Source organism: Sphingomonas ginsengisoli An et al. 2013 (assembly GCF_009363895.1).
Classification (GTDB): domain Bacteria; phylum Pseudomonadota; class Alphaproteobacteria; order Sphingomonadales; family Sphingomonadaceae; genus Sphingomicrobium; species Sphingomicrobium ginsengisoli.
Genome location: NZ_CP045434.1, coordinates 668,300 through 681,718, shown reverse-complemented (window position 1 = coordinate 681,718; position 13,419 = coordinate 668,300). Strand labels below are relative to the sequence as shown.

The window sequence follows — 13,419 nt, the reverse complement described above, 5'->3', positions numbered from 1 at the left end:
GGCAGGAGAAGGGACGAAGGACGATCAGCCTGTCAGGCCGGCAGCAATCGTCCTTCCGACGGAGCGGGGGTCAGGGAACCGAGGCTCCTAACCATCTGCTGGTGGCGGCGCTCGCGCTCGCGCTTCGCCAGGAAGCGACTGCGCATGCCGACGATCAGGCCGAGCGAGCAGGCGAACACATATTGGACCGGAAAGACCAAGAACATCCACTCAGCAAAACCGTGCGCGACGATGGCAAGCAGGCCAACGCCGACGCCAATCAACACCTCGGCACCTGGCTCGCGTCGGAATTTTATGGCGGTCGAGAAAGCTAGCCAGATCGATGAGGCGAGCAGCAGGACCATGGTTGCCAGGCCGAGATACCCAGTTTCCGCGGCGACCAGCAGGTAACTATTATGGACGTTGGCGTTCCGATTGCCGACAGCCCAATTCACCCCCGCGCGTTCATTATAGCCCTCAGTATTGGCAATGAAGACGTAATGGTTTGGCCCGACCCCCATCGGCTTCGCCGCCAGCATGGCTTTCGCCGCCGTCTCGAAAGCGATCCGCTCGGCGTCACCGTCGAGCAGGTTGATGTTCTGGACCGCCGCGCGGCGTTGCAGGGCCTCATAGGCAAGCGGAGCGCTCAATCCGAGGAGCAGGATGCCGAGCATGCCGACGGCTGCCTTGCGGGCCGTCATCCGCACCACCAAAGAAATCAAAAGCGTAAGAACGAGGCCCGCCCCCGCGATCGCGATGGTAGCACGAGAAGCGGTCAGCGACACGACGATGAGGCCCGCGATTGAGCCAAGCAGCGCCGGCTTGGGCCAACGACCCGCCAGAAGCATGCCGAACGAAGGGATCAACACCATGTGCGACACGAAGCCGAGCAGGTTCTGGTGGCCGAGCGAGCCACCGGTCTGCAACGCGCCGCCGGCGCGGGCCGCGATCGCGTAAAGTGCTTGTACGGTAATGCCGGCGATCAGGCCGACCAGGATGGCGCGCTCGCCCCGTTCCATCATGGCAACACGCGACGCGGCCAAAAGAACAAGACCGACGCGGGCCAATTGAAGGGGATAGCCTAGCGCGAGGTTGAAGAATCGCGCCTGGAACAATGCGAAGAATACGGCCACGAAATAGGCAAGGAACGGCAGCAGGAATTTTAATTTGGGCCGTGGCCCGCGCGTTCCGAAGAGGACGCCGATGGCGACGGCGTCGAGCAGTGAAAATTCCCAGCCCTTGACGTATCCCGACCAGCCCGGCGTGGCATAGGGCGCGACCGACAAGTGCCAAGGAGCGATAACGAAAGGCAGGAATGAGAGGGCCGACCAAGCTAGATGTGCGCGTGGCGGGTTCGTCCTGAGCCAGGCCATGATGGCCGGCCCGGCGAGAATGAACAGAAATAGAACCGGCCACTTCACGTTGCGTTACCTTGCTTCAGCCGCCCTCGCTGCGCCCTAGCGTCTTAAAGAACCGAAAAGAAGGACTTCGCATCCTTCCCGTGCCATTTGCTGACAGGCGCCAGAAGTTGCTAGCGCCAGCGCCCCGCTCCAGTGAGTTGCGACCCAGAACCGGAGATCCGCAAAGTGACCATCGCCGTCTGCATCCTGGCGAAGAACGAATCTTCGTCTATCGGGCCGACGCTTGCGCAGCTCGCAAACCAGACGCTGCTGAAGACGTCCGGCGGATCGACCACGGTGCACGTCGTGGCGAATGGCTGTACCGATGATACCGCGGCGGCAGCCGAGCGGTCGCGCGACCTCTTGGCGAAGAGCGGCACCGCGCTCAAAAGCTACGACCTTCACCCGGGCGGGAAGAGCCGTGCGTGGAACCGCATGGTTCATGACCTGGCCGAACCCGACACCGACTTCTTCATTTTTTGCGACGCCGACATCGAGTTCGTCGATGAGCGGGTGCTCGAGGAGATGCTGGCCAAGCTCAAGCGCCGGCCCGACCTTGAGGTGTGCACCGGATATCCTCTCAAGGACGCCACGGCCAAGCCCCGCAAGAATGTCTACGACAAACTGTCCCTCGCGCTGTCGCGCGAGACGAGGCACATCAACGCGATCGCTGGCTCGCTGTACATTGCCAGAGCCGAGGCATTGCGGGCCATCTGGCTGCCGAATGAAACCCCTGCTGAGGACGGTTTCCTCAATGCCATGCTCAACACGGACGGATTTTCACAGAAGAGCCGGCCACGGGTAATCGAGGAGCACGATCGACCAACCCATTATTACGAGCAACTCGATCCGGTGGCCTTTATCGCCCACGAGCGACGGTTGATCGTCGGCACGATCATCAACCGCTGGATCTTTGAGCATTTGTGGAGCTTGAGTCTCACTTCGCCGGCCGGGCCACTTATCGACCAAATGAACCATGATGATCCCGACTGGGTGGAGCGCATCATCCGCGAGCGGTCGCAAGCGAAAAGCTGGCTGATCCCCAACGCCATTCTGTTCGCGAGGCTCACCGCCAATCAGAACCGGGCGCTGTGGCGACGACTGGCGTTTTTCCCGCTAGCGCTGGCCGGCACCATGATGACCATTTTGCCTGCCGTGTCTGCCAACAGGCGGCTCAAGGCCGCGGGCGCGTCGTCGGTCTGGTGAGCTCGGTCCAGATCCTGTACCGCTGGGCCGAAAGGAACGGTCGTGGATCGTAGAACCCTGTTGGCTGGCGCCGTGGGGCTGGTCGGAGCGGGCGCCACCGTGCGGCTCGCGCGGCTCCATCCGAAAAATGCGCTGGCCGTCCCGAGCGGGCCACCGGCGTCGGCGGCGCCGGCGCGCCAATCACCCGGTGTGGGACCCATCAAGTCGATCGCCCTAGCCCAAGTACCGCTTGGGGCAGGGGGCTTCATCACCGGGCTCGATATCAGCACTGACGGCCAACGCTTCGTTTGTAGAACTGATGTCGCTAACGCCTATGTGCGTGACAGCGGCGATGCTTATTGGCGCCCACTCTTCTCACCGACCTCGCTGCGCCTGCGAGGTTTCGAGGACATTCCGGACGCCAAGGACAAGGCGGACGCCAACGGCGCTGCCGGCGTTCGCATCGCGCCTTCCAACAAAGATGTTATCTACGCGACCTATCACGGTTTTGTGTGGAAATCAGACGACGGCGGGCGAACCGTCCAGCGATGCGGACTGCCGCAGAAGACGATGCACACCAATCGGGGTTGGCAGCGGCTGTTCAATCGCACGATCGACGTCCATCCGCGCTCTCCCGATCGGGTTGTCGTGGGAACGTGGGGAGAAGGCGTCTGGTATTCACTCGACGGTGGCAAGGCCTGGTCGTCGGTAAGCGTGCCAGCCGCAGGTAAATCGACCGATGACCAGCCCGGACTGTCCTTGATCGCTTACGATCCGAACGCCAACGATCGGATCTACATATTCGTCACTGGTGCGGGTCTGTTCCGCTCGGATACTGGTCCGGGCGGCCAGTTCCAGCACCTCGACGGCGGCCCTCTTGCGGCATCGCAGATGGTCGCTTCGATTGATGGCAGCATCACTCTGTGCGAGCACACGCGAACTGCCGAAGGCGGACGCATCCATCGATACTTTCCCGACAAGGGGTGGTCAGCCACCAAGCCGCCCTACGAGGCACTCACGATCGCGATCGATCCGCGGCGACCGGCGCGGGCTATCCTCATCAACCCCAATGGCTTCTTCATGGAGTCACTCGACGGTTGCGCCACCTTCCGACCGATCGAAGGTGGACACTTCGTGCCGGGCGGCGAAATTGGATGGGTTGCCGGCCTCAAGACTTTCTTTCCTTCGGAAGCTCAATTCGACCCCAAGATTCCCGACCGACTGTGGGTGGCGCAGGGGGTCGGCGTCGTCCGCACCAAAGCCGGGGGCGATCATTACGAGCTGACCGATTGGTCGGCCGGCATCGAGGAGCTTGGGACGACCTCCATCGTCGTTCCCACTGGAGGCAAGGCGCTGATCTCGGCGTGGGACAAGCCCTTCTGGAAGGTCGACCAGCTCACCGGATACGGGAACGAGTTTCGCTATCCGCTTCGCTCGGGCAAATCCTATTCGGCCGACTTGGTGGCGTTCAGTTCGGCGCTCGACGTCGCGGGCGACAATCCGTCGGTGATCGTCGGCATCGTCGCACCCGATGCCACTACCGGGCCAGGAATCAGCGTCGATGGAGGAACCAATTGGCGAGTCTTCGAAGGACAGCCTGCCGCCGGATGGGGCAATGGCGGATGGATCGCTGCAAGCACGAGCAAGAACATTGTGCTGTTGCCGTCAAACAACGGGGTCGGGGCTTACACGCTTGATGGCGGCCAATCATGGGAGCCGATCAAGCTCGATGGTGTGACGCCCACGGCGGGCTTCGCCAATGCTTTCTACACGCCGCGGCGCAATCTTTCGGCCGACAAGACCCGTCCGGGTTGCTTTGCGCTGGTCTACACGACCCTTCGCAACAACGAATATGGTGAGCCGCGCGGGGGGCTGTGGCTGACGCAAGACGGGGGGCGGTCCTGGAAGCAGGCGCTGCAAGGCGTCATCACGTCTGGCCGGCGCGACCCGCAGAGTGTCTCGCAGACCGGAGCAGATCCGCGCCAGTTCTGGGCGTGTCAGCTATCGTATGTGCCAGGCCGAACGGGGGAACTGGTCTACACATCGCACGCTGATTTCAAGGAGGACCGTTTCTTCTGGTCAAAGGACGACGGTGCGAACTGGGCGGAATTCTCAGGGAAGATTCGCAATGTCGCCTGCTTTGGGTTTGGCAAGGCATCAGAAGGCCAGGTGCGACCAGCGATTTACTTCTGGGGCGAGGTCAATGGCACGAAGGGGCTATACGCCAGCCTTGACTGGTTCGCGACACCACCGCTTTTAATTTCTCGCCTCCCGAGCGATCTGCTGTCCGAAATCTCGTGCATCGCCGGCGATCCCGATCGTATCGGCCGCATCTATGCGGGCACCGGCAGTGCCGGGTGCATCCGCATCGATCTGACATTCTAGCCGGTGGCCGTCGCTAAAACGCGCTCAGCCCTGTAATAGCGCGGCCAAGAATGAGCGCGTGGACGTCGTGGGTGCCCTCGTAAGTGTTGACCGTCTCGAGGTTCATCGAGTGCCGCATGACGTGGAATTCGGCGCTGATTCCGTTGCCCCCGTGCATGTCGCGAGCGACCCGGGCGATGTCGAGCGCCTTGCCGACGTTGTTGCGCTTGATGAGACTGATCGTCTCGGGGATGAGCTCGCCGGCTTCGAGGCGCCGGCCGACCCGCAGCGCGGCCTGGAGGCCGAGCGTGATCTCGGTCACCATGTTGGCGAGTTTGAGTTGGACGAGCTGGGTGGCGGCGAGTGGGCGGCCGAATTGGTGGCGATCGAGCGTGTATTGCCGCGCGGCGTGGAAGCAGGCCTCGGCCGCCCCCATACTGCCCCAACCAATGCCGTAGCGCGCGCGGTTGAGGCAGCCGAATGGCCCCTTTAGGCCCTCGACGTTGGGGAGCAGTGCGTCCTCACCGACCTCGACGCCATCCATCACCACCTCACCGGTGATCGAGGCACGCAGGGACAGCTTCTGCTTGACGGTCGGGGCGGACAGGCCGGCCATGCCCTTTTCGAGGACGAAGCCGCGGATCTTGCCGCCGTGGGCGTCGGACTTGGCCCAGATGACGAAAACATCGGCGACTGGGGCGTTGGAGATCCACATCTTGGCGCCCGACAGGCGGTAGCCCCCGTCGATCTTTTCAGCGCGGGTGCGCATCCCGCCGGGGTCGGAGCCGGCGTCGGGTTCGGTCAGGCCAAAGCAGCCGACCAGCGCCCCGCTGGCAAGGCCGGGGAGATACTTCTGCCGCTGCGCTTCCGAGCCGTAGGCGAAGATCGGATACATGACGAGCGAGCTCTGGACGCTCATCACCGAGCGATAGCCGCTGTCGACCCGCTCGATCTCGCGGGCGATGAGGCCGTAGGCAACGTAGCCGAGCCCGGCGCCGCCATATTCGGTCGGGATGGTCGGCCCGAGCAGGCCCATCTCGCCCATCTCGCTCAGCAGCGAGCGATCGAATGTCTCGTTGAGAAACGCGTCGGTCACGCGCGGGCGCAATTTCTCGGCCGCGAACGCGGCGGCGCTGTCCCGAACCAGCCGCTCCTCGTCGGTCAATTGCTCTTCGAGGGCGAACGGATCCTGCCAATCGAACGGCAGCAGGGTGGGCTCGTGGGCGAGGGCGGGGTCGACGGGCTTCAGCATGGCGCCCATTTAGTCCCGCTACGGTGACGGCGCCACCCCCGCCAGCACGGCACCGGATTCCCGGTGGCGAAGGCATTGCGGTTCGAGTCGAAACGCGATGACTTAGAGCGCACAGGAATGCAGGACTTGATGTAGATCAAGCCAACGACTTGCGCGATTAGGTGGCGGTTAAATACCGAACCACTTTAATGCTGCACTGCACTCGTTTCGCCGATGGTTCGCGGGAGCTCACCGATAACTAATTAGGTCCGCACTGGTCCTGACGAGCCCGCGGTTTAGCGCCGTTTCGGGGCGAGGGTCGGGGGCGGCTCTCTCGGGGCTTCCTGCGCCGGGTGAATGACTCAATCACAGACATGAGAAGTTACCGAGAGGTTATTCGCGGCAAAGGCGAATCTTAACCCTTTCGGCCGCACTTCCACCTTCGAGCCCGATGTCAAACCGCGGCCAGTCGCGCCGCAACTCCGTCGGGGAGGGTGGAGATTTTAATGGGTACGATTTCCGCAATGGATGCTGCCTGGAAGCCGGTGAATATCGGTGCGGGTGGGTGGATCACCAGCATCGACATTGCTCCGGACGGGACGATGGTCGGGCGTACCGACACTTATGGCGCCTACCTGTGGAATGGCACGGCCTGGACCCAGATCGTCACTGTTGCCAGTATGCCCGCAGGCACCTTCTATTCGGCTGGCGTGTACGAATTGAGGGTCTCGGCAAGCAATTCGAACATCTTCTACATGGAGATGGGTGACGGCATCTACAAAAGCGTCGACAAGGGTCAGAACTGGGTCAAGACCACCTTCCCAGTCATCACCGACCTGCCCAATCAGGACAACCGGATGAATGGCCAGAAGATGGCCATCGATCCGACCAATCCCAATATCGTCTATGCGGGTACCCAGCATGACGGCCTGTGGGTTACGCGCGACGGCGGTTCGACCTGGCAGAAGATTTCGGCGGTTCCACAGGGCACGAACACCGGCGATACCGGGCTGACCGGGATCACCATCCAAGGCTCGACTGTTTATGTCGGCACTGCTGGGAGCGGGGTTTACGCAAGCACCGACAACGGCACCACCTGGAAGGCGATCGGTGGCCCGACTGACATCGCCACGGCGGCGATCACCGCCAGCGGCGACTATTATGCGACCGGCAATTCCGATCAGTCGCTCTGGAAATTCTCCCATGGCACTTGGACCAAGCTGATCAGCGGCAGTGTCCACGCCGTGGCCATCGACCCGTTCGATCAGAATCACATTGTGGTCACCACGCCGGGCGGCAGCATCCAGGACAGCAGGGACGGGGGCGCGACCTGGAGCGGATGGATCTGGAATTCTTCGCTCGACGCCACCAACGACGTCAAATGGCTCGATCAGAGCGGCAACTACATGTCGTCCGGCGCAATCGTTTTCGACCCGAAAGTGCCGGGCCAGCTCTGGCAATCGGCTGGCGTCGGCGTCTGGTCCACCACACTGCCCGATCACTCCATGACGTGGAGCGACAGCGTAGCCTGGCATTCCCATAGCATGGGGATTGAGCAACTGGTCGCTAACGAGATCATCGCCGGTGCCGGTGGCGATCCGGTATTCGCCTCGTGGGATCGCGCGTTCTTCGATGTGACGAACCCTGACGCGTATCCGACGACCTATAGCGGCGGCGACTTTTCGGCCGGTTGGTCGATCGATTACGCCTCGAGCACACCCTCCTTCATGGTCGGCATCTCGGACTGGTTTGGGGTGGAGAATTCCGGCTTCTCGGCGGATGGCGGAAAAACTTGGCAGAAGTTCGAAGGTCTTCCGACTTGGGCAAAAGACACGGTGGGTGGCAGCATCGCTGCGGCCTCGACCACCAACTTCATCTGGGTAGCGGCGGGCAATCAGCCGCCGGCTTACACCCTTGATGGCGGCAAGACCTGGACCAACATCAGCGTTCCGGGGATTTCCGACTGGAGCAAGGTCTTTCCGTCTTACTACCTGAGCCGCACGGTGATCACGGCCGATCGCGTCTTGCCGAACACCTTCTATTTCTACGACACCAACAGCGGTGTCTATAAGTCGTCGGACGGTGGCGCGAGCTGGACCAAGGTGTTCAGCGGGCAGGTTGAGGACTGGTCCTACTGGAATGCCAAGATGGAAGCAGTCCCGGGATCGGCCGGTGAACTGTTCTTCACGTCAGGGCCGCAGGGAAGCGACGGCACTGTTCAGCCGGGCATGTTGCCCCTGATGCATTCGAAGGACGGTGGTGCGACTTGGCAGCAAGTCGCCAACGTCTCGGCGACGACGTTCGGCTATGGCGCGGCGGCGACGCCGGGAGGGCCAGCCACTGTCTTTGTTGTCGGCACCGTTAGCGGCAAATACGGCATCTGGTATTCGAGCGACGACGGCAACAGCTGGACTCAGATCGGCGACCACCCGATGGGCAGCCTTGACGGCGTCAAGCTAGTGTCGGGCGACATGGACCAGTTCGGTCGGGTCTACATCGGCTTCGGTGGGTCGGGTTACGCCTACCTCGATATCAACGGCTCGTCGGGCACCCAGCCAGCGGTGACCGCTCCGAGCAACACGACGCCCACCACGCAGGCGTCGATCGTCAATGCCACCGACGACGCGCACAACGTTACCTTGGCGACCGGGGCGCTGACCAACGACAAGACTCCGGTGCTCCACGGCATTTTGTCGGCGGCCCTGTCCAGCGACCAGTCGCTGGCGGTTTATCGTGACGGGGTGAAGATTGGCGTGGCCGCCATCAGCGGATCCGGCTGGTCGATCACCGATCCGGGGGCGAGCGACGGAAGCCATAATTACACCGTGCGGGTGGAATCGACGAGCGGTCTCAACGGAGTGTTCTCACCGGCGTTCAACCTGCGCGTCGACGCCACCGCGCCGACCCAGAATGTCTCGGTCTCGTCGGCCGTAGACGATTTTGGCTCAGTCACCGGCACCCTCGCCAGCGGCGCCACGACTGACGACCATTCGCCGCTGATCCGGGGAACCGTTTCTGCGGCGCTGGGCTCGGACGAGCAGCTGATCGTTTACCGCGACGGCGTCCGCCTCGGCGCTGCAACGGTATCGGGCAGCGGCTGGTCCTACGCCGACAGCAACGTCGCCGACGGCCAGCACAGCTATGTTGCGCGGGTCGAGGATGCCGCCGGCAACCAGGGTGCGGCGGCCACCGCCTTCGCGCTGCAGGTCAAGAGCGTGGCGCCGACCGAGGTGTCTCTGATCAAGTTGGCAGTCGACGACTTCGGCTCGATGAAGGGCAATCTGCTGACCGGCGCAACAACCGACGATACCTCGCCGTTGCTCAAGGGCACGCTTTCCTCGTCGCTCAGCACCGGTGAGCAGCTGGTCATCTATCGTGACGGGGTGCGCATCGGCGCGGCCAGCGTGACGGGGACCGACTGGAGCTTCGCCGATAAGGGGGTCGGCAAGGGCGCCCATGTCTACACCAGCCAGGTCGAGGATTCGGCAGGACAGCACAGCGTGACTTCCGCCGGCTTCTATCTGACGATCTCGACCCAGAAGGGGGTCAAGGCCGCGGTGATGAGCAGCTATACGGTGACCACGGCGGCCGACAGCACGATCGCCGGCGGGGACACCGGCCATGTCAGCAAGCTGGCCCTGGCTGCCAGCCAGCTGTTCGACACCAGCTCGCTGATTGGGACCACGCTGGTCTCGGCCGACCATCTCGTTTCGACGACCACGATCAGCGAGCCGGTGGTGTCGCTCAAGTACAGTGATCCGCTGACGGTTACCGCGGTGACCGATGTCGATGCGGGCTCGATGCTCCACCAGAGTGTCACGACCGCGGGAATCGACCTTATCGGCAGTGGGCACAGTCCGATCGGCCATCACTGGTTGGCTTATTGATCTGTCTTTTCGGAGGAGTGTCCGGTGACCGCTGCGACACTCCTCCGAATAGCTGCCCGCGAAGCCATTCATCGGTTGCGAGCGACGGCTCGCCGACAGCCGGCATCAAACTGAAAACTTTTCTTTTTTTGCCGGGCGAAAGTCTCTAGCAGGGCGCGGATTCGGCCCGTTGAGCGGTGGCCGATGCCGTGAGTGGGCGGGGAGTGGAACTCGATGAAGATCGAGATGAATGAGGCGATCGGCCGCGCGCTCAAGGCGTGCAAGCGTCACTTCGGCTATGCGCTGTTCTTCAGCGCGCTCGCCAACCTGCTCTACCTCGTGCCCATGATCTACATGCTGCAGGTCTACGAGCGGGTGGTGCCGACCCGCGGCGGGGCCACCCTGCTGCTGCTGACCCTGATGCTGCTGTTTGCTTTGCTGACGCTGTCGTCGCTGGACGTGATCCGCTCGCGGCTGCTGGTGCGCGCGGGGGTGCGGCTCGACCGGCTGCTGTCGGGGGCGATCTTCGACGCGACGCTGGCACGCTCCGATCCAGGCGGGCAGCGTCTATCGCGCCAAGCGGTGCGGGAATTCGACACGTTGCGCCAGGCGCTGACCGGCCCGGCGATCATCGCCGTGCTCGATGCCCCATGGATGCCGGTCTATGTGTTCGTGGCCTTCCTGCTCAGCCCGTGGCTGGGCGTGCTGGCGCTGGTCGGAGCAGCGATCGTGATCGCGCTCGCCTGGCTCAACGAGCAGGTAACCCGCGACCGCCTGCAGCGCGCCAATGAGGCCGCCGGCCGGGCCTATGCCGATTTCGAGACGATTGTCGGCTCGGCCGACGTCGTCCGCGCGCTCGGGATGCGCGAGGCGATGGTGGCCAGCCACCTGTCGCAGCGCTCGACCATGATGCGGCTGCAGACCGACGCCAGCATGGCCGCGAGCGGGGTGACCACTGCTTCCAAGACCTTCCGCCAGTTGCTCCAGTCGCTCGCGCTCGGGATCGGCGCACTGCTCGCGATCGACGGCAAGATCAGCCCGGGCGCGATCTTCGCCGGCTCGCTGATTGTCGGCCGTGCGCTATCGCCGATCGACCAGCTGGTCGGCAACTGGCGCACCATCCTGTCGGCGCGCGGCGCCTGGCGAACGCTCAACCGCCTGCTCGACGAGACCCCGCCCGAGTTCGCGCACACCCAGCTGCCGCGTCCGGCCGGCCGGCTCGAGGTCGAGCAGCTCCACGTCTTCTCACCGACCCGCGAACCCATTCTCAACAACATCAGCTTCGAGATACCCGCTGGCGAAGTCGTCGCGATCGTCGGACCGAGTGGGGCGGGCAAGTCGACGCTGGTGCGGGCGCTCGCCGGCGCGGTCTCGACCGAGCATGGCGTGATCCGCTTCGACGGCGCCGATCAGCGCAATTGGGATCCCGAGCGCCTGGCCGAGCATGTCGGCTTCATGCCGCAGGAAGCCGCGCTATTCAGCGGGACGATCAAGGAGAATATCGCCCGCTTCCGCAATCGGCTCGGCGAGGATCGCGGGCTGATCGACACCGACGTCATCGCCGCCGCCACCGCGGCCGGCGCGCATGACCTCATCCAGCGACTGCCCGGCGGCTATGACACGATGCTCGGGCTGGGCGGGCAGGGGCTGTCGGCCGGGCAAAGTCAGCGGGTCGCCTTGGCGCGCGCGCTGTTCCGCGGGCCGGCGGTGCTGATCCTCGACGAACCAAATTCCAACCTCGACGCCGAAGGTGACCATGAACTCGCCCGCTGCCTTGAGCTGGCCAAGAACAACGGCACCACGGTGATCCTGGTGGCGCACCGGATGAGTATGTTGCCGATCGTCGACCGGCTGATGGTGATCCAGGCGGGCCGGCTTGCGGCCTACGGTCCGCGCGACGAGGTGCTGGCCAAGATCGCGCCCCCGCGGCAGCCGATCGCGGCCCAACAGAAGGGAGCGGCTTCCTGATGCTGACGACCGAAGCCAACGCCGACGACGGCGACCGCAACCTGCCCGCGGCCCCCGGGCCGTTCGCTTCGATCTTGGCGCGGGTCAACCAGCCCGCCGAGCTGACCGAGGACGAGCCGTCGCACGACATCCGCCTCGGCGCGATCGTCGCGATCATCTTCTTCGTCCTGTTTCTTGGCTGGGCCGCGCTGGCGCCGCTCGATGCCGCTGTCATGGCCGGCGGCAAGCTGGTCGTCTCTGGCCAGCGCCAGACGGTTCAGCATCGCGACGGCGGCGTGGTCGGCCAGCTACTGGTCCACGAAGGCCAGCGAGTGAGCAAAGGTCAGGTGCTGATCAAGCTCGCCGCCGCCGACGTTGAGGCGCAGGAACGCGCCTTGAGCGGCCAGGCAATCACTCTGCTGGCGCAGCGGGCGCGGCTGCGTGCCGAGCAGCTCGGCAGCGGCTCGATCGAAACGCCGGTCGAATTCGCCTCGTTGCCGACGCCTGAAGAGCGCGCTGCCGCGGCGCAGGCGCTACGCATTCAGCAAGTCCAGCTCAATTCGCGCATGCAGGTGCTGCGGGCGCAGCGCGGGGCGCTGAGTACGCGCACCTCGGGCTCAACCAGTATGGGCCAAGGCTATTCGAGCCAGGTCGCAGCGCTCGACCAACAGATCAAGTCGGTAACCGACGAGCTCAATTCGCTCGCCGACGTCGCCGCCAAGGGCTTCGTCTCGCAGAGCCGGATCCGCCAGCTCGAGCGGAGTCGCGCCGAACTGCAGGGCCAGCGGGCGCAATATTTGGCGACCGCGGCACAGACCCGCGACCAGGCGAGCGAAAGCCGTTTGCAATCGATGGAGGCCTCGAGCACCTACAATGAGCGCAGTGCGAGCGAATTGCGCGACGTCGAGGCGAGCCTGAGCGAAGTGCTGCCCAAGCTGACCGCCGCGCGCGACCAGCTTGCCCGCACCGAGATTCGCAGCCCGGTCGACGGCAGCGTCGTCGGGCTCCAGGTGTTCACCCCCGGCGGCGTGATCGCGGCCGGACAGCGCGTGATGGACGTGGTGCCTGATCGACAGCCGATGACGATCGAGGCGCGGATCGCGCCAAGCGACGGCGAGGACCTCCAGCCGGGCCAGACCGCTTACGTCCGGTTCGATTTCCTTCACGAGCGGGCGCTGCAGCCGCTCGAGGGCAAGGTCACGCGGGTTTCGGCCGACAGCTTCACCGACGAGAAGACCGGCGAGACCTACTTCACCGCGACGGTGATCGTGCCCCAGTCGCAGCTCGACATCCTCAAGGAAGTCCGCGGCCGCGACTTCCAGCTCCGCGCGGGCATGCCGGTAACGGTCGAGATTCCCGTCCGCAAGCGCACCGCGCTGGCCTATCTGCTTGACCCCCTGACCGCCTCGTTCCGCCGGTTCGGGCGGGAGCATTAGGGGTAGGTTCC

The 13,419-nt window shown here is 64.0% G+C and carries 7 protein-coding genes; 5 read left to right on the top strand and 2 right to left on the bottom strand.

The genetic code is table 11. The features are described 5' to 3' along the window. Nucleotides 1–32: 32 nt before the first annotated feature. Nucleotides 33–1,400 (bottom strand): O-antigen ligase family protein, encoded by a 1,368-nt coding sequence (locus GCU42_RS03265; RefSeq protein ID WP_152569432.1) that lies wholly within the window; start codon nucleotides 1,398–1,400, stop codon nucleotides 33–35. A gap of 165 nt (nucleotides 1,401–1,565) precedes the next feature. Between GCU42_RS03265 and GCU42_RS03260 the strand changes: the two genes are divergently transcribed. Both GCU42_RS03260 and GCU42_RS03255 read left to right on the top strand, forming a co-directional pair. Then, nucleotides 1,566–2,585 (top strand): glycosyltransferase family 2 protein, encoded by a 1,020-nt coding sequence (locus GCU42_RS03260; RefSeq protein WP_162789220.1) that lies wholly within the window; start codon nucleotides 1,566–1,568, stop codon nucleotides 2,583–2,585. Nucleotides 2,586–2,627: 42 nt separating this feature from the next. Beyond that, nucleotides 2,628–4,949 (top strand): WD40/YVTN/BNR-like repeat-containing protein, encoded by a 2,322-nt coding sequence (locus GCU42_RS03255; RefSeq protein WP_152569431.1) that lies wholly within the window; start codon nucleotides 2,628–2,630, stop codon nucleotides 4,947–4,949. A gap of 13 nt (nucleotides 4,950–4,962) precedes the next feature. Here the strand turns inward: GCU42_RS03255 and GCU42_RS03250 are convergent, their stop codons facing one another. Next, nucleotides 4,963–6,180 (bottom strand): acyl-CoA dehydrogenase, encoded by a 1,218-nt coding sequence (locus GCU42_RS03250; RefSeq protein ID WP_114228359.1) that lies wholly within the window; start codon nucleotides 6,178–6,180, stop codon nucleotides 4,963–4,965. 485 nt (nucleotides 6,181–6,665) lie between these two features. Here GCU42_RS03250 and GCU42_RS03245 point away from each other — a divergent pair, with 485 nt between their 5' ends. The 3 genes from GCU42_RS03245 (at nucleotide 6,666) to GCU42_RS03235 (ending at nucleotide 13,408) form a co-directional block, all read left to right on the top strand. After that, nucleotides 6,666–10,046: an Ig-like domain-containing protein gene (locus tag GCU42_RS03245; RefSeq protein ID WP_168713093.1), complete on the top strand. Its 3,381-nt coding sequence runs from the start codon at nucleotides 6,666–6,668 to the stop codon at nucleotides 10,044–10,046. A gap of 213 nt (nucleotides 10,047–10,259) precedes the next feature. Next, nucleotides 10,260–11,993: a type I secretion system permease/ATPase gene (locus GCU42_RS03240; RefSeq protein ID WP_114227861.1), complete on the top strand. Its 1,734-nt coding sequence runs from the start codon at nucleotides 10,260–10,262 to the stop codon at nucleotides 11,991–11,993. After that, nucleotides 11,993–13,408 (top strand): HlyD family type I secretion periplasmic adaptor subunit, encoded by a 1,416-nt coding sequence (locus GCU42_RS03235; protein ID WP_114227862.1) that lies wholly within the window; start codon nucleotides 11,993–11,995, stop codon nucleotides 13,406–13,408. The genes GCU42_RS03240 and GCU42_RS03235 overlap by 1 nt, the downstream gene beginning before the upstream one ends. Nucleotides 13,409–13,419: the final 11 nt, after the last annotated feature.